This is a genomic window from Brevundimonas sp., from assembly GCF_035998205.1.
GTDB lineage: Bacteria > Pseudomonadota > Alphaproteobacteria > Caulobacterales > Caulobacteraceae > Brevundimonas.
Map to the genome: position 1 here is coordinate 101,836 of NZ_DASYHT010000002.1, position 23,118 is coordinate 124,953.

Annotated in this window: 20 protein-coding genes and 1 riboswitch; of the genes, 14 read left to right on the forward strand and 6 right to left on the reverse strand. The window is 72.2% G+C overall.

All coding sequences use genetic code 11. The features are described from left to right. Nucleotides 1–115 precede the first annotated feature (115 nt). The 3 genes from VGN74_RS00595 to VGN74_RS00605 all read left to right on the forward strand — a co-directional run bounded on the left by VGN74_RS00595 (nt 116) and on the right by VGN74_RS00605 (nt 3,513). Nucleotides 116–1,747 carry a peptide chain release factor 3 gene (locus VGN74_RS00595; RefSeq protein WP_327445420.1) on the forward strand — a complete coding sequence of 544 codons (1,632 nt, stop codon included), beginning with the start codon at nt 116–118 and terminating at the stop codon, nt 1,745–1,747. Nucleotides 1,748–1,817: 70 nt separating this feature from the next. Beyond that, nucleotides 1,818–2,165 (forward strand): hypothetical protein, encoded by a 348-nt coding sequence (locus VGN74_RS00600; protein ID WP_327445421.1) that lies wholly within the window; start codon nt 1,818–1,820, stop codon nt 2,163–2,165. A gap of 97 nt (nt 2,166–2,262) precedes the next feature. Further along, nucleotides 2,263–3,513 carry a hypothetical protein gene (locus VGN74_RS00605; protein ID WP_327445422.1) on the forward strand — a complete coding sequence of 417 codons (1,251 nt, stop codon included), beginning with the start codon at nt 2,263–2,265 and terminating at the stop codon, nt 3,511–3,513. Between the two features lie 10 nt (nt 3,514–3,523). On the opposite strand, the gene metB is transcribed toward VGN74_RS00605, so the two are convergent. Beyond that, nucleotides 3,524–4,717: a cystathionine gamma-synthase gene (gene metB / locus VGN74_RS00610; RefSeq protein WP_327445423.1), complete on the reverse strand. Its 1,194-nt coding sequence runs from the start codon at nt 4,715–4,717 to the stop codon at nt 3,524–3,526. Beyond that, complete coding sequence (gene metX, locus VGN74_RS00615; protein ID WP_327445424.1) at nt 4,714–5,745, reverse strand: homoserine O-succinyltransferase MetX; 1,032 nt, start codon at nt 5,743–5,745, stop codon at nt 4,714–4,716. Before metX ends, metB begins: the two co-directional genes overlap by 4 nt. 77 nt (nt 5,746–5,822) lie before the next feature. Continuing rightward, a riboswitch (SAM riboswitch) is annotated at nt 5,823–5,937 on the reverse strand. A 186-nt stretch (nt 5,938–6,123) separates the two neighbouring features. On the opposite strand from metX, the gene VGN74_RS00620 reads away from it, so the two are divergent. The 11 genes from VGN74_RS00620 (at nt 6,124) to leuB (ending at nt 17,495) form a co-directional block, all read left to right on the forward strand. After that, a complete protein-coding gene (locus VGN74_RS00620) occupies nt 6,124–6,264 on the forward strand; it encodes a hypothetical protein (RefSeq protein WP_327445425.1) in 141 nt (46 codons plus the stop codon). Between the two features lie 107 nt (nt 6,265–6,371). Beyond that, complete coding sequence (locus VGN74_RS00625) at nt 6,372–8,090, forward strand: homoserine dehydrogenase (protein ID WP_327445426.1); 1,719 nt, start codon at nt 6,372–6,374, stop codon at nt 8,088–8,090. A 3-nt stretch (nt 8,091–8,093) separates the two neighbouring features. Then, the gene (locus VGN74_RS00630; RefSeq protein WP_327445427.1) at nt 8,094–8,360 is read left to right on the forward strand and encodes a hypothetical protein; all 267 of its coding nucleotides are present in this window, start codon (nt 8,094–8,096) and stop codon (nt 8,358–8,360) included. Nucleotides 8,361–8,471: 111 nt separating this feature from the next. After that, nucleotides 8,472–10,226, forward strand: a complete 1,755-nt coding sequence (locus VGN74_RS00635; RefSeq protein WP_327445428.1) for a dihydroxy-acid dehydratase — start codon at nt 8,472–8,474, stop codon at nt 10,224–10,226. 2 nt (nt 10,227–10,228) lie between these two features. Beyond that, nucleotides 10,229–11,239, forward strand: coding sequence for a ketol-acid reductoisomerase (gene ilvC, locus VGN74_RS00640; RefSeq protein ID WP_327445429.1), 1,011 nt, complete (start codon nt 10,229–10,231; stop codon nt 11,237–11,239). A 24-nt stretch (nt 11,240–11,263) separates the two neighbouring features. Continuing rightward, nucleotides 11,264–12,955: an acetolactate synthase 2 catalytic subunit gene (gene ilvG / locus VGN74_RS00645; protein ID WP_327445430.1), complete on the forward strand. Its 1,692-nt coding sequence runs from the start codon at nt 11,264–11,266 to the stop codon at nt 12,953–12,955. Nucleotide 12,956: 1 nt separating this feature from the next. Further along, nucleotides 12,957–13,208, forward strand: coding sequence for an ACT domain-containing protein (locus VGN74_RS00650; RefSeq protein WP_327445431.1), 252 nt, complete (start codon nt 12,957–12,959; stop codon nt 13,206–13,208). Further along, nucleotides 13,205–14,413: a 2-isopropylmalate synthase gene (locus VGN74_RS00655; protein ID WP_327445432.1), complete on the forward strand. Its 1,209-nt coding sequence runs from the start codon at nt 13,205–13,207 to the stop codon at nt 14,411–14,413. Before VGN74_RS00650 ends, VGN74_RS00655 begins: the two co-directional genes overlap by 4 nt. After that, on the forward strand, nt 14,400–15,812 hold the full coding sequence (leuC, locus tag VGN74_RS00660) for a 3-isopropylmalate dehydratase large subunit (protein ID WP_327445433.1): 1,413 nt from the start codon (nt 14,400–14,402) through the stop codon (nt 15,810–15,812). Before VGN74_RS00655 ends, leuC begins: the two co-directional genes overlap by 14 nt. Continuing rightward, entirely contained in the window at nt 15,805–16,398 is a 594-nt protein-coding gene (gene leuD, locus VGN74_RS00665; RefSeq protein ID WP_327445434.1) for a 3-isopropylmalate dehydratase small subunit, read from the forward strand. Before leuC ends, leuD begins: the two co-directional genes overlap by 8 nt. After that, nucleotides 16,395–17,495 carry a 3-isopropylmalate dehydrogenase gene (leuB, locus tag VGN74_RS00670; protein WP_327445435.1) on the forward strand — a complete coding sequence of 367 codons (1,101 nt, stop codon included), beginning with the start codon at nt 16,395–16,397 and terminating at the stop codon, nt 17,493–17,495. Before leuD ends, leuB begins: the two co-directional genes overlap by 4 nt. A gap of 70 nt (nt 17,496–17,565) precedes the next feature. Here leuB and fba read toward each other — a convergent pair whose 3' ends face one another. The 4 genes from fba to metG form a co-directional block, all read right to left on the reverse strand. Next, nucleotides 17,566–18,651 carry a class II fructose-bisphosphate aldolase gene (gene fba, locus VGN74_RS00675; RefSeq protein ID WP_327445436.1) on the reverse strand — a complete coding sequence of 362 codons (1,086 nt, stop codon included), beginning with the start codon at nt 18,649–18,651 and terminating at the stop codon, nt 17,566–17,568. A 108-nt stretch (nt 18,652–18,759) separates the two neighbouring features. Continuing rightward, nucleotides 18,760–19,956: a phosphoglycerate kinase gene (locus VGN74_RS00680; RefSeq protein ID WP_327445437.1), complete on the reverse strand. Its 1,197-nt coding sequence runs from the start codon at nt 19,954–19,956 to the stop codon at nt 18,760–18,762. A 164-nt stretch (nt 19,957–20,120) separates the two neighbouring features. Next, the gene (gene gap, locus VGN74_RS00685; RefSeq protein ID WP_327445438.1) at nt 20,121–21,128 is read right to left on the reverse strand and encodes a type I glyceraldehyde-3-phosphate dehydrogenase; all 1,008 of its coding nucleotides are present in this window, start codon (nt 21,126–21,128) and stop codon (nt 20,121–20,123) included. A 90-nt stretch (nt 21,129–21,218) separates the two neighbouring features. Continuing rightward, entirely contained in the window at nt 21,219–22,925 is a 1,707-nt protein-coding gene (gene metG / locus VGN74_RS00690) for a methionine--tRNA ligase (RefSeq protein ID WP_327445439.1), read from the reverse strand. Nucleotides 22,926–23,118 lie beyond the last annotated feature (193 nt).

Sequence of the window (23,118 nt, forward strand, 5' to 3'; positions counted from 1 at the left end):
GCCCGTACCGTGACAGGACGATGACGCGAAAAGCGCCGTTCGGCCAGAGGGCGGGCGGTCACGTTTCCGCGTGCGATTGGACTTCCCCGGCCCGGACCGCTATCGCGCGGGCCGCATGTCCAAGCTCTCCCTCCCCGAAGAAGCCGCGCGGCGGCGAACCTTCGCCATCATCGCCCACCCCGATGCGGGCAAGACGACCCTGACCGAGCACCTGCTGCTGGCCGGCGGGGCGATCCGCGCCGCCGGGGCCGTGCGGGCGCGCGGCGAGGCCCGCCGGGCCCGCTCGGACTGGATGAAGATCGAGAAGGAGCGCGGCATCTCGGTGACCGCCTCGGTCATGACCTTCGAGCACGACGGCAAGATGTTCAACCTGCTGGACACGCCGGGGCACGAGGACTTCTCGGAGGACACCTACCGCACCCTGACCGCCGCCGACTGCGCCATCATGGTGCTGGATGCGGCCAAGGGTATCGAGCCGCAGACGCTCAAGCTGTTCGAGGTCTGCCGGCTGCGGGACATCCCGATCATCACCTTCATCAACAAGCTGGACCGCGAGGCCCAGGACCCGATGGCCCTGCTGGACGAGATCGCCAGCCGGCTGGCGCTGGATCCGGCGCCGATCTGGTGGCCGGCGGAGAGCGGCAATCGCCTCCGGGGCATGGCCGAGCTGGGCACCGGCCGGTTCCAGCCCTACGCCCGCAAGCCGGCGGGGTCGGACGAGGATCCGGACCATCCGGCGGCCCTGCCGCTGGACCAGGCCGGGGCCTTCTTCGAGGGGACCGAGCAGGCGGACCTGACCGATGCGCTGGAGCTGGTCGAGGCCGGCTACAAGCCTTTCGACCGCCAGGCCTTCCTCGAGGGCCATATGACGCCGGTGCTGTGGGGCTCGGCCCTGCGCCACTTCGGCATCGAACAGCTGCTCCAGGCGATCGGCGACTGGGCCCCGGCCCCGAAGGTCATGCCGGCGCGCAGGGAGGCGCCGCCGGAAACCCGCAACGCGCCGGCGCCCGAGGTCCTCGCCGTCGAGCCGGGCCGCGAGGAGGTCACCGGCTTCGTGTTCAAGGTCCAGGCCAACATGGACCCCAACCACCGCGATCGCATCGCCATGTTCCGCATGGCCTCCGGGGCCTTCAAGCGCGGCATGAAGCTGAAGGTGCAGAACACCGGCAAGGCGCTGTCGGTGAACGCGCCGATCATGTTCTTCGCCTCGGACCGGGAGCTGGCCGAGGAGGCCTTCGCCGGCGACGTCATCGGCATTCCCAACCACGGGGTGCTGCGGGTCGGGGACAGCCTGTCGGAGAGCGGGCTGGTGCGCTTCGCCGGCCTGCCCAACTTCGCCCCGGAAATCCTGCAGCGGGTGCGGGTCAAGGATCCGCTCAAGGCCAAGCACCTGAAGAAGGCGCTGGAGGGGCTGGCCGAGGAGGGGGTGACCCAGCTGTTCCGGCCGGAGCTGGGCTCCGACTTCATCGTCGGCGCTGTCGGCCAGCTGCAGTTCGAGGTCATGGCCGACCGGCTGGGCGAGGAGTACGGGCTGGAGGTGATGTTCGAGCCCAGCCCGTACGCCGAGGCTCGCTGGATCGACGGCGAACGGGCGGACCTTGAGGACTTCGCCGGCAAGTACCGCCCGCAGATGGCCGCCGACATCGACCAGGCCCCGGTCTTCCTCGCCAAGTCCAGCTGGGAGACGGGCTACGTCGCCGAGCGCTTCCCGAAGGTGAAGTTCACCAGGACGAAGGAGCGGGGCTAACCCCGCTTTGCGGCGCCTTTCTTCTGACCCGGCGGCGTGATGGAGTGCGGCCTCTCGCAGGAGCGCGCCCGTGGTGCTGACGACTGTCCTTTTCGCCCTGCTGCTGCAGCAGGCGCCGGCCCCCGCGGCGGCGGCGCGGCTGTCGCGCGCCGAGACCGTGCGCTGCGCCGGCCTGACCCAGGCGGCGGCGGAGCTGGCCGGCGGCGAGAGCGATGAGGGCCGGGCCCTGTCGGACGCGGCCCTGTTCTGGTCGCTGGCGGCGGCCCAGTCCGGGGCGATCCAGGGCCTGAGCGAGCTGGACGCCGATCGGGAGCTGACGCAGGCGCGCGTGGCCGCTGTGCGGAGCCTGTCTTCGGGCGATGCAGGGGCGCAGCGCGAACTGGAGGCCTGTGTGGCGCGCGCGCCGGATCTGGGCTGAACGCGGCGAACCGGGGCCGGTCTGTGGCGTTTGCCCGGAATGTGCAGGGGCGGCCGCGACCGTCCCCGAGCGGGACAGGAGCGGTATCGAGGACCAGATGTTCGAGTTCGGCCGAGACCTGAGACGGCTGTTCAGCCCGCGGCGACCCGCCGAGGATCTCGGCTGGCTGGAGCTGATGCCGGTCGCCGCCGTCGAGGCCGAGGCGCGCCGCCTGTCCAGCGAGGCGCTGCGGGCGGTCGCCGCCCATGCCGCCTGGCTCAAGGCCGCGGCCGTCTGGCGCGAGCATGGCCGTCGCCGCGGCCGCCAGGAGAGTCTCGACCGGGCCGACGCCGCCATCGCCGACTCCCTGCTGGCGGCGAACGGGGCGGGGCAGAAGGCCGCCGGCCGACTTGCGGCGGTCGCCAACCTGCTGGCGCGCTTTGATCTTTCCGGCGGGCCCGAGACCCTGGACGCCGCGCGTCGGGTGCTGGAGGAGCTGCAACCCGTCCCGACCCCGTTCCTGCAGGCCGAGGCCGCGGTCCTGCACGCCCGGGTCGCCCTGCGCGCTGGCATGCTCGCGGCCGAGCCGACGGCGCGGCGGGACGCCCTCGCCCTCGCGGACGCCGCCCAGGTCGAGGGGCGCGCCGCCGGCCTGCCGGCGCCCTGGCTGGACGAGCTGGCGCTGGAGCGCGCCGGCGCCTTGCTTGAGGCGGGGCTGGCCGACCGCGACGCCCGTCTGCTGGATCAGGCCGGCCGCGACCTGCGCGGTCTGGTCGAGGCGGCCGAGCCGGAGCGCCGGCCGCTGACCCGGGCGCGCGGCCTGGCCCTGTGCGGGGCCGGGCTCGGGGCGCTGGCGCGCCTGGCCGGACACCGCGACGCCACCCGTCAGGCCGCGGCCATGGTCGAGGCCGCCACCGATCTGTTCACCGCCGACCACAGCCCGCTCGACTGGGCCGCCGTGCTGGTGGCCCGGGGTGATCTGGAGCAGCCGCCGTCGCTGGCGCACCTCAAGGCGGTGGAGCGCCTGCTGTCGCCCGACGCCTCGATCCTCGCCGCCGCCCTGCGCGAACGGCGTCTGGAGCAGGAGGCCCTGACCGCCGAGAAGGCCGGCGACCTCGGCGCGCTGGACCGGATCGAGGCCTCGCTGCGCCGCCGGTTGGGGGCGCGCGCCGCCGGGGTGGCCGAGCCGCCCAAGGCGTTCGACTGGGTCGCCGACCAGATCGCGCTGGGCCATGTCGCCGCCGCGCGCGGCCGCCTGCTGGGCCGGCCCTCGCGCCTGCCGCGGGTGGCCCTGACCGAGGCCGCGGCCCTGGCGCGCGAGGAGGGGGCGTTCGGCCTCGCCGCCCGCGCCGAGGCGCTGATGGCCTGAAGCGCCGGGCTCAGGCGGCGGCGGCGAGCCGGGCCTGGGCGGCGGCGGCCAGACCGGCGGACAGGTCGGCCAGCAGGTCCTGCGGCGCCTCGAGCCCGACCGACAGGCGCAGCAGCCCGTCGGTGATGCCGGCCGCCTGACGCGCCTCCGGCGTCATGGCCGCATGGGTCATGGTCGCCGGGTGGGCGACGAGGCTCTCCACCCCGCCGAGCGACTCCGCGAGCGTAAAGACCTCGACCGCCTCGACGAGCGCCCGCACCGCCGCGGTCCCGCCGTGCAGCTCGACGCTGAGCATGGCCCCGAAGCCCGCCTGCTGGCGCTGCGCCAGGGCGTGGCCCGGGTGGTCCGGCAGGCCCGGATAGTGCACCGCCTTGACCGCCGGATGGGCGGCCAGCGCCTCGGCCAGGGTCTGGGCCGTGGCCTGCTGCTGGGCCAGGCGGGGGAACAGGGTGCGGACGCCGCGCAGGGTCATGTAGGCGTCGAACGGCGAGCCGGTGATCCCGAGGCAGTTGGCCCACCAGGCCAGCTGCTCATGGTCGGCCGGGTCGGCGGCGATCACCGCCCCGCCGACCACGTCGGAGTGGCCGTTGATGAACTTGGTGGTCGAGTGCACGACCACGTCAGCGCCCAGCGCCAGCGGGCGTTGCAGCGCCGGCGACAGGAAGGTGTTGTCGGCCACCACCTTCGCCCCGGCCTCATGGGCGAGGCGACAGACGTGGGCGACATCGACGAGGCGCAGCAGCGGGTTCGACGGGGTCTCGACGAACACCAGCTTAGGCGTCTGCGCCAGGGCCTCGGCGAGGGCGGCATCGTCGTTCTGGTCGACGAAGACGACGCGGAAGTGCCCCTTGCGGGCGCGGGCGCAGAGCAGCCGGTGGGTGCCGCCGTACAGGTCGTGCGGGGCCACCAGCAGGTCGCCGGGCTCCAGCGGGGTCAGGGCCAGGTCGATCGCCGCCATGCCGGTGGCGGTGATGACGCAGCCGGCCCCGCCCTCCAGCCCGGCGAGGGTCTCCGCGAGGACATCGCGCGTGGGGTTGCCCGAGCGGGTGTAGTCGTAGCGCCGCTTCTGCTCGAACCCGGCGAAGGCGTAGTTGGACGACAGGTAGAGCGGCGGCATCACCGCGCCGTGGGCCGGGTCGCGGTCGACGCCGGTGCGGGCGGCGATGGTGCGCAGGTCGGGGGTGTCGGTTTCGGGGCGGCTCATCGGGCGATCTCCCTGAGGGCGGTGCGGAGGATGTCGCCGACCAGGGCGTCCTCCTTGAGGAAGGCGTCGTGGCCGTACAGCGACGGGGCCTCGACGAAGCGGAACAACAGGGGCAGGCGGGCGGCCAGCTCGCGCAGGTCCTCGATCGGGGTCAGCCGGTCCGAGGTGAAGCCGACGAGGGTGACCGGCACGGTCACGGCCTCGGGGTCGATGCGGTGGCGATCGATCGAGTCCGACAGGCTGATCCAGCGCGCCGGGGTGGTGTGGCGGCGGTAGGCGCGGCCGCGCGAGATCAGGTAGTCGCACACCGGATAGGCCTCGCCGGCGCGGTCCGGGGCGTCGCCGTCGAAGCGGGCGTCGAACTCGTCCGGCGTGCGGTAGGTGGTCATGGCCAGCTGGCGGGCGAGGGCCACGCCATCCTCGGGGCGGCCGGCCGCCTCGGCCAGCTCTAGGATGCGGCGCTGCACGCCGCGCCAGGCGATGGCCAGCGGATGGGCCCGGTGGGCGGCGGAGACGACCAGCAGCTGCTCGACCCGCTGCGGGAACAGGGCGCCGAAGGCGAGGGCGATCATGCCGCCGTAGGAACAGCCGATGAAGGCGGCGAGACGCTCGATCTGCAGATGGTCCAGCGCCAGGGCCAGCAGCCGCGCCTGGTCGCCGGTGGTGATGGTCACGGGGCGGGCCAGGCCTTCGGCGCCGGGGGCGAAGTCGAAGGCCAGGACCCGCAGGCGGTTCAGGTCGATCGGGGCGCGTGGCCCGACCGCGCCCGACCACCAGCCAAGCCCGTTGGTCTCGGTGCGATGCACGAACCGGCCCGACGAAATCCCCCCGGCGACGGCGACCACAGGGGCGTCGGCCGGGCCGTGCAGGCGCGTCAGCAGGGTGCGCTGCGGCAGGGGCTCGCCCGACTCCAGCCGGAAGTCGGCCGGGATCGGCACGGCGATGTCACGCGCGCCGAGGCTCGTGCTCGGAGGCCGACAGAGCGGGTCGGCGGGCGGGGAAAGGTCAGAAGCCAGGGCCAGGGTCATGGGTCGTCCGCATCGTCTCGGCCCAGCAAGGCTCGTGCGGCGACAGACCCGTGGAGACATCGCCTGATCGACGTCTCCACTCATCTCTCGGAAGGCCCCGGAAGGCCTCCGCAGGAGTTGGCACCGTTCGGGCGGAACCCGATGGTTGCCCCGGCGTCAAAGGGCCTATCCCTCAGCCGGTCTTGATGAGCTGAGCCTAGGGTGTTCGCGGATGCGGCGCCGGTCAAGCGCAAAAATCAACCTATCTTGCCCGATAAGACCGCGCGTCACGCGTGCGTGAGGCCCCTGAGCGGCCCGTCACGCAACTTTCTTGCGTGACGGGTTGACAGCCTGACCGGTCGTTCGACATGCTTGTAGCGAACCTGACCGGAGCGTCCCGTGGCGCAAGCCCTGACCCAGATTGGCCGCATGACCGCCCTCCCGGCGGTGCGCGACGGCCTGCGCGGTCCGGGCGTCGGTTCCGGCATTCTCACCACCATCACCACCACCACCATGCCCTCACGGGCGGGGACAGGCTAGCGCGCGCCGACACCGGCCAGCGACCAGACCGAAACCCCGCCCGGCCCCGCCAGGCGGGGTTTTTCTTTGTCCTCTTCTCTCGCCAGACCCCTCTCCCGGAGCCCCCCATGTCCGCCCTCGACCTCCTTGATCGTCCCGTCCAGGCTCGCCGTCCCGCCGCCCCCCGCTCCGCCGCGGCGGGCGAGGTGGTGGTGCTGAAATTCGGCTCCTCGGTGCTGCGCTCGATCGCCGATGCGCCGCGCGCGGCCTCGGAGATCTACCGCCACGTCCGCGCCGGACGCCGGGTGGTGGCGGTGGTCTCGGCCCTGGCGGGCGAGACGGACCGGCGGCTGGCCGAGGCCCGGGCGCTGGGGCTGGCGCACGACAACGACCTGCTGCCGGCCCACGTCCTGCTCGGCGAGGAGGAGGCGGCGGCGCTGCTGGCGCTGGCCTGCGACCGCATCGGGCTGGACGTGGTTCCGCTCGGGGTGCGCGAGCTGGGGCTGGCGGCGGTGGGGCCGGCGGAGCATGCGCGGCCGGTGGGGATCGAGGGCGGCCGGCTGGAGGCGGCGCTGCAGCAGCACGAGGTGGTCATCGCCCCGGGCTTCGGCGCGGTGCGGCCGTGCGGGCGGCTGGCGCTGCTGGGCCGCGGCGGCACGGATCTGACGGCGGTGGTGATCGCTGCGGAGCTCGGGCTCGACCATGTGCGCCTGCTCAAGGACGTCGACGGGCTGTTCGACCGGGATCCCAACGCCGGCGATCCGGCGGCGCACCGCTTCGAGGCCTGCGACTGGGCCACGGCCCGGCGTCTCGGCGGCAAGCTGATCCAGCTTGACGCGCTGGAGCTGGCCGAGGCCAGGGGGCTGGAGGTGGTGGTCGCCGCCCCGGGCTCCAGCGGCGGCACGCGCATCGGCGCGCACCTCGCGCCGCCGGTCGCGCCGGCCGATCCGCGCCCGGTGCGGGTGGCGGTGGCCGGCTGCGGCGTGGTCGGCGGCGGGCTGGTGGCCCGCCTCTCGGCCGACCCGCGCTTCGAGCTGGTCGGGGTGCTGGTGCGCGACCCGTCGCGGCCGCGCGACGTCAAGGTCGATCCGGCCCTGCTGACGACGGACGCCGACGCCCTGCTGGCGCGCAAGCCGCAGGTGGTGCTCGAGGCCCTGTCGGACGGGGCGGCGGGCCATGCCCTGATCCGCAAGGCGCTGCAGGCCGGGCTGGCGGTGGCCAGCGCCAACAAACAGGCGATCAGTCTCGACCCGGCCGGGCTGGCCGAGCTGGCGGCGCAGCACGGGGGCCGGCTGGCCTACTCGGCGGCGGTGGGCGGCGGCTCGCCGATGATCGAGACCCTCCGCAAGGCGCGCGCCGCCGGCGAGATCGTCGGCTTCGAGGCGGTGCTCAACGGCACGGTCAACTTCATGCTCGACCGGCTGGGGCAGGGGGCGGCCTTCGAGGTCGCGCTCGCCGAGGCCCGCGCCGCCGGCTTCGCCGAGGAGGATCCCTCGGCCGATCTGGAAGGCCACGACTCGGCCGCCAAGGTGCGGCTGCTGGCGCACGAGGCGTTCGGACGGCTGCCCGGGGCCCTGCCGCTGGATGCGCTCGAGGCCGCTGCGCCGCCGGTCGCGCCGGGCGTGCGCCAGGTCGGGGCCTGCCGGGTGGAGGACGGGGCGCTGGTGGCGTCGGTGCGCCTCGCGCCGGTGGAGGATCCGCTGTTCCTCGGGCTGCACGGCGAGCGCAACGCCCTGCGCGTGTTCGGGGCCGACGGCCGGGTCTGGACCTGTCGCGGTCGCGGCGCGGGCCGTCACGCCACCTGCGAGAGCGTGCTGGCGGACCTGCATGACCTGGCGGAGGCCTGAGGGGTGGAAATCACCCCGCAAGGGCGTCGTGACGGCGCAGGTCGCAAAAATCTTGTTCTCGCCCTTGTGCGGCGCCGCGACGCATGGTTTACTGAGCGTGTTCTGAAGGAGCTGATCGTGGCCTATGGCGCGACCCCGTTTGTGACCCGCCGCGCGGCGAAAGCCGTCGCGATCGCGCGCGTCCAGACTCCGCTCCTCTCGGGCCAAGTCATTATTCTTGCGGTACTTCTCACCCTCCTTGCGAGTGTGGGGCGGATGCTCGTGACCTGACCGGTCCGAAACAGCACCGAACCCCGCACCCGCTCCGGACCCCGGCAGCGGGTTTTTTCTTACCCGAACCCACCCCTGACCTCCTGACTGGCCCGAACAAGACCTTCTCCAATGGCGCAAGATTCTTCCTCTGAAGCACAATCCGCCGGCGCCGCGCCGGAGCGGCGCAGCCACGCCATCACGCGGGGCCCGTCGCGCGCCGCCGCCCGCAGCTATCTGCGCGCCGCCGGGATGCAGGACGCCGACTTCGACAAGCCGATGATCGGGGTGGTGAACACCTGGTCGACGGTGACGCCGTGCAACATGCACCTGGACCGGCTGGCCCGGGACGTGCGCGCCGGGATCATCGCCGCGGGCGGCTATCCGGTGGACTTCAACACCATCGTCGTCACCGACGGCATCTCGATGGGCTCGCCGGGGATGAAGGCCTCGCTGATCTCGCGCGAGGTCATCGCCGACTCCATCGAGCTGGCCATCCAGGGCCACCAGCTGGACGGCGTGATCTGCATCGTCGGCTGCGACAAGACCATCCCGGCGGCGGCCATGGCCCTGGCGCGGATGGATATCCCCGGTCTGGTCTACTACGGCGGCACCATCCTGCCGGGCCGGCTGGCCGAGCGGGAGATCTCGATCCAGGAGGTGTTCGAGGCCATCGGCGCGCACGGCGCCGGGACCCTGGACGACGCCGGGCTGAAGGCGGTCGAGCAGGCCGCCTGCCCGGGCGCCGGGGCCTGCGGCGGCCAGTTCACCGCCAACACCATGGCCATGGCCCTGTCGGTCATGGGCCTGTCGCCGATGGGCGCCAACGACGTGCCTGCGGTCGATCCGGCCAAGGCGGCCGAGGGCGAGCGCTGCGGCCGGCTGGTGGTCGAACGCGTCTTCGCCGGCGACCACGCCCGCAAGTACATCACCCGCCGCTCGCTGCAGAACGCCGCCGCCGCCGTCTCGGCCTCGGGCGGCTCGACCAACGCCGTGCTGCACCTGACCGCCATCGCCGCCGAGGCGGGGATCGAGTTCGGCATCGAGGACTGCCACCAGGCCTGCGAGGCGACGCCGGTGATCTGCGACCTGAAGCCGGGCGGCCGGTTCCTGGCCTCGCACCTGTACGCTGCCGGCGGCACGCGGCTGGTGACCCAGCGGCTGGCCGAAGCCGGCCTGATCGCCAACGCCCCGACGGTCTCCGGCGAGAGCCTGTTCGCCGAGGCGGCGCGGGCGGAGCCGGCCCCGGGGCAGCAGGTGGTGACCAGAATCGAGCAGCCGGTCACGCCGCGCGGCTCGTTCGCCGTCCTGTACGGCGATGTCGCGCCGGAGGGGGCGATCCTGAAGCTGACCGGCCACGCCATCGACCGTTTTGAGGGTCCGGCGGCGGTGTTCGATTCCGAGGAGGACGCCTTCCACGCGGTGCAGGCCGGCGAGGTGGGCGAGGGCGACGTCATCGTCATCCGCTACGAGGGCCCGAAGGGCGGCCCCGGCATGCGCGAGATGCTGCAGGTGACCGCCGCCCTGAAGGGGCGCGGCGTCAAGGACGTCGCCCTGATCACCGACGGGCGCTTCTCTGGCGCCAGCTACGGCTTTGTCGCCGGCCACGTCTCTCCCGAGGCGGCGGTCGGCGGCCCAATCGCCCTGATCCGCGACGGCGACAGGATCACGATCGATGTGCCCAACCGGCGCATCGACGTGGCCGCCGACCTGGCGGGGCGCCGGGCGGGGTTCACCCCCGTGACCCGCCCGGCGCCGACCGGGGTCTTCGCCAAGTACGCCGCCACGGTCGCCTCGGCGGCCCAGGGCGCCGTGACCATTCCCAATCCCCCGCCGGCGCAGGTCTTCCGCCCCGCCGCGACCACGACCGCCCGAGAGGACGCCTGACCATGCAGATCTACACCAACGACGACGTGCGACCCGGGGCCATCGCCGGCCAGCGCATCGCCATCATCGGCTACGGCAGCCAGGGCCGGGCCCACGCCCAGAACCTGAAGGAGTCCGGTCACGACGTGATCGTCGGCGTGCGCGCCGGCGGCCGCGGCTGGTCGCACGCCCAGGCCGACGGCCTGGCCACGGCCGAGCCGGCGGAGGCGGTCAAGGGCGCCGACATCATCGCCGTCCTGACCCCGGACATGGCCCAGGCGGACATCTATCGCGACACCATTGCGCCGAACGCCAAGAAGGGCGCGGCCCTGATGTTCGCCCACGGCTTCTCGGTGCACTACGGCCGCATCGCGCCGCGCGCCGACCTGGACGTAATCCTGGTCGCCCCCAAGGGGCCGGGCGATCTGGTGCGGCGTGAGTACGCCCGCGGCCGCGGCGTGCCGACCCTGTTCGCGATCGAGCGCGACGTCACCGGCAAGGCCCGCGACCGGGCCATGGGCTATGCCAAGGGCATCGGCGGCGCCACCGGCGGCCTGATCGAGACCAGCTTCCGCGAGGAGACCGAGACCGACCTGTTCGGCGAGCAGGCGGTGCTGTGCGGCGGCGCCAAGGAGCTGGTGATGCAGGGCTTCTCGACCCTGGTCGAGGCCGGCTACCAGCCCGAGGTCGCCTATTTCGAGTGCCTGCACGAGCTGAAGCTGATCGTGGACCTGTTCTACGAGGGCGGCGTCTCCAAGATGCACGAGTTCATCTCCGAGACCGCCAAGTACGGGGCCGTCGTGTCGGGGCCGCGGGTGGTCAACGCCGAGACCCGGGCGCGCATGAAGGAGGTGCTGACCGACATCCAGTCGGGCGCCTTCGCCCGCGACTGGATCGCCGAGAACGAGGCCGGCAAGGGCGCCTACGAGGCCCTGCTGAAGGCCGACCACGACCATCCGATCGAGGCCATCGGCGCCTCGCTGCGCGAACGCATGGCCTGGCTGCAGCCCGCCGCCAAGCCTGCCGCCGCCTGATCCGCTGAGAGCCCGGGTAACATCATGAGCGCCGCCGCGCCCGCCTACATCCCCGACGCCAGCCCCGCCCGCACGGGCGCGCGCCTGCTCGTCCAGACCCTCGAGCGGCTGGGGGTCGATGTGGTGTTCGGCTATCCCGGCGGCGCCATCATGCCGGTCTATGACGCCCTGACCGGCTCGGGCCTGCGCCATATCCTGGTGCGGCACGAGCAGGGCGCCGCCTTCGCCGCTGACGCCTATGCCCGCGTCAGCGGCAAGCCCGGCGTGTGCATGGCGACCTCCGGCCCCGGGGCGACCAACCTGATCACCGGCATCGCCAATGCGATGATGGACTCGGTGCCGATGGTCTGCATCACCGGCAACGTCGCCCAGGGGCTGATGGGCACCGACGCCTTCCAGGAAATCGACATCCTGGGCCTGACCCTGCCGATCGTGAAGCACTCCATCCTGGTGCGGGACCCGGCCGACGTTCCGGCGGCGGTGGAGGAAGCCTTCTTCATCGCCACCGATGGCCGTCCGGGCCCGGTGCTGATCGATCTGCCCAAGGACGTCCAGGTCGGGACCGCCGAGCGCCCCTCGGCCTTCTCGCGCCCGAACGCGGCGGCCGGGGTCGACCGCGACGCCATCGTCCGCGCCGAGGCCGCGATCCGCAAGGCCGAGCGCCCGCTGGTCTATGTCGGCGGCGGGGTGAAGATCGCCGGCGCGGTGGACGAGCTGCGCGCCTTCGCCGAGCGCACCGGCATCCCGACCGTCTCGACCCTGAACGGGCTGGGCTGCATCCCCACCGGCGCGCCCGGCTATCTGGGCATGATGGGCATGCACGGGACCCGGGCCGCCAATGAGGCGATCCAGGCCTGCGACCTGCTGATCGTGTTCGGGGCCCGCTTCGACGACCGGGCGACCGGCAAGCTGGCGGAGTTCGCGCCCCACGCCGAGGTGGTCCACTTCGACATCGATCCGGCCGAGGTCGGCAAGCTGCGCGCCGCGGCGGTCGGGGTGGTCGGCGACCTGAAGGCCGGCATCGCCGCGCTGGATCCGGGGCCGCTGTCGATCGAGCCGTGGATGATCCGCTGCGCCAGCCAGTCCCGCCGCCACGCCGCCCGCTACGACGCCCCGGGCGAGGGCGTCTATGCGCCGGCGTTGCTGAAGGAGCTGTCGGAAAAGGCCGGGGCGCGCTTCATCGCCGCCTGCGACGTCGGCCAGCACCAGATGTGGGCGGCCCAGCACTGCGCCGCGCCGCGGCCGCAGGCGCATCTGACCTCCGGCGGTCTGGGGGCCATGGGCTTCGGCCTGCCCGCCGGCATCGGGGCCAAGCTGGCCGAGCCGGACGCCCAGGTGGTGGTCGTCGCCGGCGACGGCGGCTTCATGATGAACATCCAGGAGCTGGCCACCGCCCGCCGCTACGGCATCGGGGTCAAGGTTCTGCTGATCGACAACTCGGGTCTGGGTCTGGTGCGCCAGTGGCAGCACCTGTTCTTCGACCGGAACTATTCCGAGGTCGACCTGTCCGACAATCCGGACTTCGTCGCCGTGGCCCAGGCCTTCGGCGTCGAGGCCTTCCGAATTAGTCGGCGCGAGGAGGTGGCGGCCGGGATCGACCGGCTGCTGGCCGCCGACGGCCCCTGCCTCGCGCACGTGATCATCGACCCGAAAGAGAACGTCTGGCCGCTGGTGCCGCCGGGCAAGTCCAACGCCGAAATGATGGAGGGCGCCTGAGATGCGCGACATCCTGAACCTGAACATTGACCGGGCCGACGGCTCGCTGCAGCGGCTGATCGGCCTCGTCGAGCGCCGCGGCTTTCACATCGACGGGCTGAACGTCAGCGAGGCCGGGAGCGAGCGCCGGGTCGAGCTGGTCGTGCGCGGCCGTGACGCCAGCCGCTGCCTCGACACCCTGGGGCGCCAGATCGACCGCCTGTACGGCGTGCGTCGCGCCCCCGCCGGCTTCAGCCCGGAGGCGGTGGTATGAGCCGGGTCCGACAGCTGCTGAAGGATGATCCGAACCGGATCATCGTGTTCGACACCACCCTGCGCGACGGCGAGCAGGCCCCCGGCTTCTCCATGAACCGCGAGGCCAAGGTGCGCATGGCGCACCAGCTGACGGCGCTGGGCGTGGACGTCATCGAGGCCGGTTTCGCCGCCGCCTCGCCGGGCGATGAGGACGCGGTCCGCGCCGTGGCCTCCGAGGTCGAGGGGCCGGTGTTCTGCTCCCTGTCGCGGGCCAACGCCGGCGACATCGACGCCGCCGCCCGCGCTCTGGCCCCGGCCCGCGAGAAGCGCCTGCACATCTTTCTCGGCTCCAGCCCGATCCATCGCAGCGCCAAGCTGAAGATGACCAAGGCCGAGGTGGTGCGCACTGCGGTCGAGGCGGTCACCTACGCCCGCGCGCACTTCGACGACATCGAGTTCTCGCCCGAGGACGCCATCCGCACCGAGCCGGAGTTCCTGGTCGAGCTGCTGCTGGCGGTGGCCGAGGCCGGGGCGACGACGCTGAACGTGCCCGACACGGTGGGCTACGCCACCCCGACCGAGATCCAGGGGCTGTTCCGCTACCTGTCCGAACAGGTCCAGCCGTATGCGCCGGACGCCATCCTGTCCTGCCACTGCCACGACGACCTGGGGCTGGCCGTGGCCAATTCGCTGGCGGCCATCGAGGGCGGCGCGCGGCAGGTCGAGGGGGCCATCAACGGCATCGGCGAGCGCGCCGGCAACGCCTCCACCGAGGAGGTGGTGATGGCCCTGCGCACCCGTCAGGACCGCTACGGCCTGACCACCGGGGTCGACACCACCCAGCTGGTCGCCACCAGCCGGATGCTGAGCCAGATCACCGAGACGCCGGTGGTGCGCAACAAGGCCATCGTCGGCATCAACGCCTTCGCCCACGAGGCCGGCATCCATCAGCACGGCATGCTGGCCGACGCTCGCACCTACGAGATCATGCGGCCGCAGGACGTGGGCTTCACCGGCAGCTTCTTCGTGCTGGGCAAGCACTCGGGTCGCCACGCCGTGTCGAAGCGCGCCGAGGTGCTGGGCTGGACCCTGGCCGGGGCCGCCCTGACCGAGGCCTTCGCCGCCTTCAAGCGCCGCGCCGACGAGATCGGCGAGATCGACGACGCCGAGCTGAGCGCCATCTGCCGCCAGGTCGCCGGGGAGCGTGAACATGTCGCGGCCTAGAACCCTGTTCGAGAAGGTCTGGGACCGGCACGTGGTCGTGCCGGAGACCGCCGACGCCCCGGGGGTGCTCTACATCGACCTGCACCTCGTGCATGAGGTCACCAGCCCCCAGGCCTTTTCCGAGATCGAGGCGCGCGGCCTGACGGTCCGCCGTCCGGACCGGACCTTCGCCACCCTGGACCATTCGACCCCGACCCTGCCGGCCGGCCCGGACGGGGAGCGGCCCTACGCCAGCCCGGAAGCCCGGGCCCAGGTCGAGACCCTGGCCGCCAACTGCGCCCGCCACGGCGTGCGGCTGGCGGGCTGGGACAGCCCGGACCGCGGCGTGGTCCACGTCATGGGACCGGAGCTGGGCCTCACCCAGCCCGGGATGACCGTGGTCTGCGGCGACAGCCACACGGCGACCCACGGGGCCTTCGGGGCCCTGGCCTTCGGCATCGGCACGTCGGAAGTCGGCCATGTGCTGGCTACCCAGTGCCTGCTGCAGAGGAAGCCGAAGACCCTGCGCGTCACCGTCGAGGGCGCGCTGCAGCCGGGCGTGTCCGGCAAGGACGTGGCCCTGGCGATCATCGCCGAGCTGGGCTTCGGCGGCGGCACCGGCCATGTCATCGAATACGCCGGACCGGCCATCCGCAGCCTCGACATGGAAGGGCGGATGACCGTCTGCAACATGTCGATCGAGGCGGGCGCCCGCGCCGGCATGATCGCCCCGGACGAGGTCACCGTCGCCTGGCTGAAGGGCCGGCGCCATGCCCCGGCGGATATCGAGGCGGCGGCGGCCGACTGGCTGTCGCTGGCCAGCGACCCGGGCGCGACCTTCGACCGCGAGGTCGTGCTGGACGGGTCCGCGATCCGGCCCATGGCCACCTGGGGCACGACCCCTGACGCCGGGGCCCCGATCGGCGCGCCGGTCCCGGCGCCCCGCGACGCCAGCGACGAGAAGGCCCTAGCCTATATGGGCTTCACCGCCGGTCAGGCGACCACCGACCAGCCGGTCGATGTGGTCTTCATCGGCAGCTGCACCAACGGCCGCCTGCCGGACCTGCGCGCCGCCGCCGAGGTGCTGCGCGGTCGCAAGGTCAAGCCGGGCGTGCGCATGCTGGTGGTGCCGGGCTCCGAGGCCGTGCGGCGCGACGCCGAGGCCGAGGGGCTGGACCGGGTCTTCACCGAGGCCGGGGCCGAATGGCGCCTGCCGGGCTGTTCCATGTGCATCGCCATGAACGGCGACTTCGTGCAGCCGGGGCAGCTGGCCGTCTCCACCTCCAACCGCAACTTCGAGGGGCGTCAGGGCAAGGGGGCGCGCACCATTCTCGCCAGCCCGGCCACGGCCGCGGCCAGCGCCGTCGCCGGCGTCCTGACCGACCCGACCACCCTGTTGAAGGAGGCCGTGGATGCCTGAGCCCTTCCGCACCCTGACCTCGAAGTCGCTGGTCCTGTCCCAGGCCAATATCGACACCGACCAGATCATCCCGGCGCGCTTCCTGACGACGACCAGCCGCAAGGGGCTGGGGCGTCATGCGTTCCACGACTGGCGCTACGAGGCCGACGGCGCGCCGCGGCCGGAGGCGGCGCTGAACCGCATCGATCCGGCCGAGCGGCGCATCCTGGTGGCGGGTGACAACTTCGCCTGCGGCTCGTCGCGCGAGCACGCGCCCTGGGCCCTGCTGGACTACGGCTTCCGGGCGGTGATCTCGACCTCGATCGCCGACATCTTCACCTCCAACGCCCTCAAGAACGGCCTGCTGCCGATCGAGGTGGATGCGCAGACCTGGGCGGAGCTGGCGGCCAATCCGGACCATCCGGTGACGCTGGATCTCGAGGCCCAGGAGCTGCGCCGGGGCATCGCCCCGCCGGTGTCCTTCACGGTCGAGCCCTTCGCCCGTCGCTGCCTGCTGGACGGGGTCGACACCCTGGGCTGGCTGCAATCCCACGCCCCCGCCATCGCCGCCTACGAGGCTGCCCGCGAACCGGAGACCGCCGCATGAGCGCGCCCAGAACCTTCAACATCGTGCTGCTGCCCGGCGACGGCGTCGGCCCCGAGGTGACCGCCGCGGCGCAGGCCGTGCTGACCACGGTCGGCGACTTCTATGGCCATCGCTTCACCTTCGAGGAGCACCTGATCGGCGGGGCGGCGATCGACGCCACCGGCGATCCGCTGCCGCCGGAGACCGCCGCCGCCTGTCTCGCCTCGGACGGGGTGCTGCTGGGCGCCGTCGGCGGGCCGAAGTGGGACGGCGGGCCGCGCCGGCCCGAGGAGGGCCTGCTCGGCATCCGCAAGGCCATGGGGCTGTTCGCCAACCTGCGGCCGCTGCAGGTCTCGCCGGTGCTGGCCCACCGCTCGCCGCTGAAGAAGGAGATCGTCGAGGGCGTCGACCTGATCGTCTTCCGCGAGCTGACCGGCGGCATCTATTTCGGCGAGAAGACCCGCACCGCTGATCGCGCCACGGACCTGTGCGAATACACCGTCGGCGAGATCGAGCGGGTGGCGCGCGCCGCCTTCAACACGGCGCTGGGCCGGCGCGGCAAGGTCACCTCGGTCGACAAGGCCAATGTGATGGAGACCAGCCGGCTGTGGCGCGAGGTGGTCACCCGCATCCACGCCGAGGAGTTCCCGCAGGTGCAGCTGGAGCACGCCCTGGTCGACTCCATGGCCATGCACCTGATCCGCAAGCCGCGCGACTACGATGTGATCCTGACCGAGAACATGTTCGGCGACATCCTGTCGGACGAGATCAGCGTGCTGGGCGGGTCGATCGGTCTCTTGCCCTCGGCCTCGCTGGGCTCCGGCGGCCCGGGTCTGTTCGAGCCCATCCACGGCTCGGCGCCGGACATCGCCGGTCAGGACCTGGCCAATCCGGTCGGCACCATCCTGTCGGCGGCGCTGCTGCTGCGCCACGGCCTGGGGCTGGAGGACGAGGCCCTGTCGATCGAGGCGGCCGTGGCCGCGGTGCTGGCGGCGGGGGCGGTGACCGCCGACCTCGGCGGCGAACTGGGCACCCGCGCCGCCGCCTCGGCCATCATCGACGCCATCCGCGCCATCCACTGGGCCGCCGCCCACCGGGTGCAGATGCACTGGGGGTGATGAACCTGCTCTCCGCCCCCATACGCTGCGCTATGGGGGAGGAGAGGGCGGATGACGGGGCGACCGCGGCCTAGCTCGCCGCCTTCAGCGCCGCGCGGGTCTTCGGGGTCAGCTCGCCCGAGGCGTAGCGCTTCGCCATCTGGGCGGTGGACAGCGGCTTGATCCTGTCGGCCATGCCCTCGCAGCCGAACTCGACATAGCGCTGCTGGCAGATCTTGCGCATGGCCTCCTTGGCCGGCTTCAGATAGGCGCGCGGGTCGAACTCGTGCGGCTTCTCCATCAGCACCTTCCGGATGGCGCCGGTGATGGCCATGCGGTTGTCGGTGTCGATGTTGACCTTGCGCACCCCGTGCTTGATGCCGCGCTGGATCTCCTCGACCGGCACGCCCCAGGTCTGGGGCATCTGGCCGCCGTACTGGTTGATGATGTCCTGCAGGTCCTGCGGCACCGACGACGAGCCGTGCATCACCAGGTGGGTGTTGGGCAGGCGGCGGTGGATCTCCTCGATCACATGCATGGCCAGCACCTCGCCGTCCGGCTGGCGGGTGAACTTGTAGGCCCCGTGGCTGGTGCCCATGGCGATGGCCAGGGCGTCGACCTGGGTGCGCTCGACGAAGTCGACCGCCTGGTCCGGGTCGGTCAGCAGGGCCGAGTGGTCCAGCTTGCCCTCGAAGCCGTGGCCATCCTCGGCCTCGCCCATGCCGGTCTCGAGGCTGCCCAGCACGCCCAGCTCGCCCTCGACCGAGACGCCGCAGGCGTGGGCCATCTCGACCACCCGGCGGGTGACGTCGACGTTGTACTCGTAGCTGGCCGGGGTCTTGGCGTCCTCCTCCAGCGAGCCGTCCATCATCACCGAGGTGAAGCCGTACTGGATGGCGGTGGCGCAGGTGGCCGGGCCGTTGCCGTGGTCCTGGTGCATGCACACCGGGATGTGCGGATAGAGCTCGACCAGGGCGTCGATCAGCCGGGCCAGCACCACGTCATTGGCGTAGCTCCGCGCCCCGCGGCTGGCCTGGATGATGACCGGCGCATTGACCGCGTCGGCCGCCTCCATGATGGCGAGGCCCTGTTCCATGTTGTTGATGTTGTAGGCGGGCAGCCCGTAGCCATGCTCGGCGGCATGGTCGAGCAGCTGCCGCAGCGTGATGCGCGCCATGCTGATCTGTCCTGAGAGTCGTTGTTTTTATTGGCCCCGGTCTAGCGCCGGTCGGCCGGGAAGTCACGCATTGTAACGACGCGGGCGAGGGGGCGTGGCCCCCCGGCCTCACCGCCTGAGAGCGTCGACGCCCGGCAGGGGCTTGCCTTCCATCCATTCGAGGAAGGCCCCGCCGGCGGTGGAGACGAAGGTCATGTCGTCGACCACCCCGGCATGGTTCAGCGCCGCGACCGTGTCGCCGCCGCCGGCCACGGCGGTCAGCCGGCCGGCCTTCGCCAGCGCCGCCGCGTGCTGCGCCGCCGCCACGGTGGCGGCGTCGAACGGCGGCACCTCGAACACGCCGAGCGGGCCGTTCCAGATCAGGGTCTTCGACAGGTCCATGGCGCGCTTGAGCCGCGCGGCGGTCTCCGGGCCGGCGTCGAGGATCAGGTCGTCGGCGGCGATGCGGTCCAGTGCGCGCACGCCGGTCTCGATGCCCGGCTTGACCGCCTTGGCCACCACCACATCGACCGGCAGCAGCAGCTCGCAGTCGGCGCGGCGCGCCGCGGCCATGATGTCGCGGGCGGTGTCGGCCAGGTCCTTCTCGCAGAGGCTGGCGCCGACATCGACGCCCTGGGCGTGCAGGAAGGTATTGGCCATGCCGCCGCCGATGGCGAGGCGGTCCAGCTTCGTCACCAGGTTCTGCAGCAGGTCCAGCTTGGTCGAGACCTTGGAGCCGCCGACGATGCCGAGCACCGGCTTGACCGGGGTCCCCAGCGCCTTGTCCAGCGCCTCCAGCTCGCGGCGCATGCTCTCGCCGGCGAAGGCGGGGAGGTGGTGCGCCAGCCCTTCGGTCGAGGCGTGGGCCCGGTGCGCCGCCGAGAAGGCGTCGTTGACATAGAGCTGGCCCAGCGCCGCCAGCTGCGCCGCGAAGGCCGGGTCGTTGGCTTCTTCGCCGGGGTGGAAGCGGACGTTCTCCAGCAGGGCCACGCCGCCGGCGTCGAGGTCGTCCAGCACGGCCCGGGCCGCGTCACCGACGCAGTCGTCGGCGAAGCGCACCGGCGCGCCGAGGAGGCGTTCCAGATCATCGACGACGGGCTTCAGGCTCATGGCCGGCACGACCTTGCCCTTGGGCCGGTCGAAGTGGGCCAGCAGCGCCACCTTCGCCCCCGCATCCCGCAGCCGCTGGATGGTCGGGAGGGCGACCTGCAGCCGGGTGTCGTCGGTGACGCGCCCGTCTTCCATGGGGACGTTGAAGTCCACCCGCACGAGGGCGGTCTGGCCGGCGATCGGCCCGGTGTCGTCGAGGGTGCGGAAACGGGGCATGGGGTCCACCTTTTTCCTCCCTGTCGCGCAGCGACGGGGAGGTGGCTCTGAGCGAAGCGAAGAGACGGAGGGGCGTCTCTCGCATTCGGGTCAGTCTGCGGCGAGCCCCTCCACCGCTTCGCGGTCCCCCTCCCCACTGCGTGGGGAGGAAAGTCGTTCGACCCCTACAGGAACTTCGCCATCGCCAGCGCCGTGTCGGACATGCGCGTGGCGAAGCCCCACTCGTTGTCGTACCAGCTCAGCACCCGGGCCAGCTTGCCGTCGACCACCTGGGTCTGGGCCAGGGCCGCGGTCGAGGAGGCGGCGATGTGGTTCAGGTCCATCGACACCACCGGATCGGTGGTGGTGGCCAGCACGCCCTTCATCGGGCCGTCGGCGGCGGCCTGAAGCGCGGCGTTGATCTCGTCGGCCGTGACCTCGCGGGCGGCCACGACCTTGAGGTCGACGACCGAGACGTTCGGGGTCGGCACGCGGATCGAGGAGCCGTCCAGCTTGCCCTTCAGCTCCGGCAGCACGAGGCCCAGCGCCTTGGCCGCGCCGGTCGAGGTCGGGATCATCGACAGGCCCGCCGCGCGGGCGCGGTACAGGTCCTTGTGCATCGTATCCAGCGTCGGCTGGTCGCCGGTATAGGCGTGGATCGTCGTCATGTAGCCGCGCTCGATGCCGAACAGGTCGTTCAGCACCTTGGCCACCGGGGCGAGGGCGTTGGTGGTGCAGCTGCCGTTGGAGACGACGATGTCGTCGGCGGTCAGGGTGTCGTGGTTGACCTTGTAGACGATGGTCTTGTCGGCGCCGTCGGCCGGGGCCGAGACCAGCACCCGCTTGGCCCCGGCGGTCAGGTGGGCCGAGGCCTTGTCCTTCGCCGTGAAGATGCCGGTGCACTCGAAGGCGATGTCGACGCCCAGGTCCTTGTGCGGCAGCTTCGACGGGTCGCGCTCGGCGGTGACGCGGATCTTGCCGAGGCCCACGTCGATCCAGTCGTCGCCCGCCTCGACCGTGCCGGGGAAGCGGCCGTGCACCGAGTCGTAGCGCAGCAGGTGGGCGTTGGTGGCCACCGGCCCCAGGTCGTTGATCGCCACCACCTCGATGTCGCGGCGGCCATGCTCGACGATCGAGCGGAGCACGAGACGGCCGATGCGACCGAAGCCGTTGATGGCGACGCGAACGGTCATGGGGGAGGTCTCCTGAGACGGTGTTCTGGTTGCCGCTTCAATGGAACCGGACGGGCCGGGATTCAACCCCGTCCGGGCCTCCGCGACGCCTTACGCCTCGCCGCCGCCGAAGCGGGCGGCCCATTCGGCCACCTGGGCGTCCTCGATCTTGCGGAACAGCACCTCGGGGGCCTGCACCGGCCGGCCCTCGGGCAGGGCCGTGGTCCAGCTGTTGTCCGCCGCCGGCCAAGACAGATCGTCGGCCCCGACGGTGGCGGCGATGCGCCCGGCCGTGAAGGGCAGGACCGGCGCCGCCAGCCGGGCGAACAGCGCCACCAGGTTCAGGCCGGTGCGCACGCCCACGGCGGCGCGGTCGCGGTCGGTCTTGAGCGCGGTCCAGGGCGCGGCTTCCTGGAGGTACTCGTTGCCGAGCACCCAGGCGGCGCGCAGGGCCTGGGCGGCCTTGCGGAACTCCATGGCCTCGAACTGGGCCGTGGCCTCGGCGAGCACGGCCGCCATGTCGGCCTCCAGCTTCGCCTCGACCGGGCCGGGCGTTCCGCCGGAGGGGACGACGCCGTCGAACTTCGACTCCGCGAACTTGACGATGCGGTTGACGAAATTGCCCAGCACATCGGCCAGGTCCTTGTTCACCGCGCCCTGGAAGGTCTCCCAGGTGAAGGCCGCGTCGGCGTGCTCGGGGCCGTAGGCGGTCAGGTACCAGCGCCAGTAGTCCGCCGGCAGCAGCTCCAGCGCCTTGTCCATGAACACGCCGCGGCCCTGGCTGGTCGAGAACTTGCCCCCGTACCAGTTCAGCCAGTTGAAGGCCTTGAGGGTATCGACCGTCTTCCACGGCTCGCCCGAGCCGAGGATCGTCGCCGGGAAGCTGACGGTGTGGAAGGCGACGTTGTCCTTGCCCATGAACTGGACGTAGCGGACGTCGTCGGCGCCCTCGTCGAGGCGCCACCAGTCGCGCCACGACCCGCCGGTCGCCGTGGCCCACTCCTCGGTCGCGGCGATGTACTCGATGGGGGCGTCGAACCAGACGTAGAAAACCTTGCCCTCCAGCCCCGGCCGCGGGCCGCCGTCGGGGCCGACCACCGGCACGCCCCACTTCAGGTCACGGGTGATGCCGCGGTCGATCAGTCCCTCGTCGAGGTGCTTGAAGGCGATGGAGCGGGCCAGCGGCTGCCAGTCGGTCTTCGAGTCGACCCAGGCGCGGATGCGGTCGGCCAGCTTCGTCTGCAGCAAATAGAGGTGCCGGGTGTCCCGGACCTCGAGATTGCGGCTGCCCGAGACCGCCGAATAGGGATTGATCAGGTCGGTCGGGTCCAGCAGCCGGCCGCAGTTGTCGCACTGGTCGCCGCGCGCCTTCTCGTAGGCGCAGTGGGGGCAGGTCCCCTCGACGTAGCGGTCCGGCAGGAAGCGGGCGTCATCGACGGAATAGATCATCCGGTCGACCCGCTCCTCGATGAAGCCGTTGGCCTCGAGCGCGGCGGCGAAATGCTGGGTCAGGCGGTGGTTGGCGTTGCTGGAGGAGCGTCCGAAGAAATCATAGCTCAGGCCGAAGACCTCGCCGGCGCGCTTCTGGATATCGTGCTGCTCGTCGCAGTAGGTGCGCACGTCCTGGCCCGCGGCGGCGGCGGCCAGCTCGGCCGGGGTGCCGTGCTCGTCGGTGGCGCAGATGTAGAGGACGTCGTGCCCCTGGGCGCGCTTGAACCGGGCCCAGACGTCGGCCGGCAGCATCGAGCCGGCCAGGTTCCCCAGGTGCTTGATGCCGTTGATGTAGGGCAGCGCCGAGGTGATGAGGATGCGGGCCATGGTCGTCCGGGGGCGGGGGAGGGCCGCCCATATAGAGACGCTGTCCTCGCCTTTCAAAGCGCCCGTTAAGCCTGCCGCTCAACCGGCAGGCGGCGCGGCCTTGCCGGGGCCGGCGGCAGGGGGCAGAGGACGGGTCTCCGTTAAGGTTTCGGTAACCCCATGTTCCGCGCCCTCCGCATCGGCCTGTTCATCG

Excerpts from the sequence above, each read along its gene's own strand:
- leuC (WP_327445433.1), top strand. The coding sequence starts at position 14,400 with ATGTCGCGGCCTAGAACCCTGTTCGAGAAGGTCTGGGACCGGCACGTG.
- ilvC (WP_327445429.1), top strand. The coding sequence starts at position 10,229 with ATGCAGATCTACACCAACGACGACGTGCGACCCGGGGCCATCGCCGGC.
- VGN74_RS00650 (WP_327445431.1), top strand. The coding sequence starts at position 12,957 with ATGCGCGACATCCTGAACCTGAACATTGACCGGGCCGACGGCTCGCTG.
- metB (WP_327445423.1), bottom strand. The coding sequence starts at position 4,717 with ATGAGCCGCCCCGAAACCGACACCCCCGACCTGCGCACCATCGCCGCC.
- metX (WP_327445424.1), bottom strand. The coding sequence starts at position 5,745 with ATGACCCTGGCCCTGGCTTCTGACCTTTCCCCGCCCGCCGACCCGCTC.
- VGN74_RS00680 (WP_327445437.1), bottom strand. The coding sequence starts at position 19,956 with ATGCCCCGTTTCCGCACCCTCGACGACACCGGGCCGATCGCCGGCCAG.
- ilvG (WP_327445430.1), top strand. The coding sequence starts at position 11,264 with ATGAGCGCCGCCGCGCCCGCCTACATCCCCGACGCCAGCCCCGCCCGC.
- fba (WP_327445436.1), bottom strand. The coding sequence starts at position 18,651 with ATGGCGCGCATCACGCTGCGGCAGCTGCTCGACCATGCCGCCGAGCAT.
- VGN74_RS00655 (WP_327445432.1), top strand. The coding sequence starts at position 13,205 with ATGAGCCGGGTCCGACAGCTGCTGAAGGATGATCCGAACCGGATCATC.
- leuB (WP_327445435.1), top strand. The coding sequence starts at position 16,395 with ATGAGCGCGCCCAGAACCTTCAACATCGTGCTGCTGCCCGGCGACGGC.
- leuD (WP_327445434.1), top strand. The coding sequence starts at position 15,805 with ATGCCTGAGCCCTTCCGCACCCTGACCTCGAAGTCGCTGGTCCTGTCC.
- metG (WP_327445439.1), bottom strand. The coding sequence starts at position 22,925 with ATGGCCCGCATCCTCATCACCTCGGCGCTGCCCTACATCAACGGCATC.
- VGN74_RS00605 (WP_327445422.1), top strand. The coding sequence starts at position 2,263 with ATGTTCGAGTTCGGCCGAGACCTGAGACGGCTGTTCAGCCCGCGGCGA.
- gap (WP_327445438.1), bottom strand. The coding sequence starts at position 21,128 with ATGACCGTTCGCGTCGCCATCAACGGCTTCGGTCGCATCGGCCGTCTC.
- VGN74_RS00635 (WP_327445428.1), top strand. The coding sequence starts at position 8,472 with ATGGCGCAAGATTCTTCCTCTGAAGCACAATCCGCCGGCGCCGCGCCG.
- VGN74_RS00595 (WP_327445420.1), top strand. The coding sequence starts at position 116 with ATGTCCAAGCTCTCCCTCCCCGAAGAAGCCGCGCGGCGGCGAACCTTC.
- VGN74_RS00625 (WP_327445426.1), top strand. The coding sequence starts at position 6,372 with ATGTCCGCCCTCGACCTCCTTGATCGTCCCGTCCAGGCTCGCCGTCCC.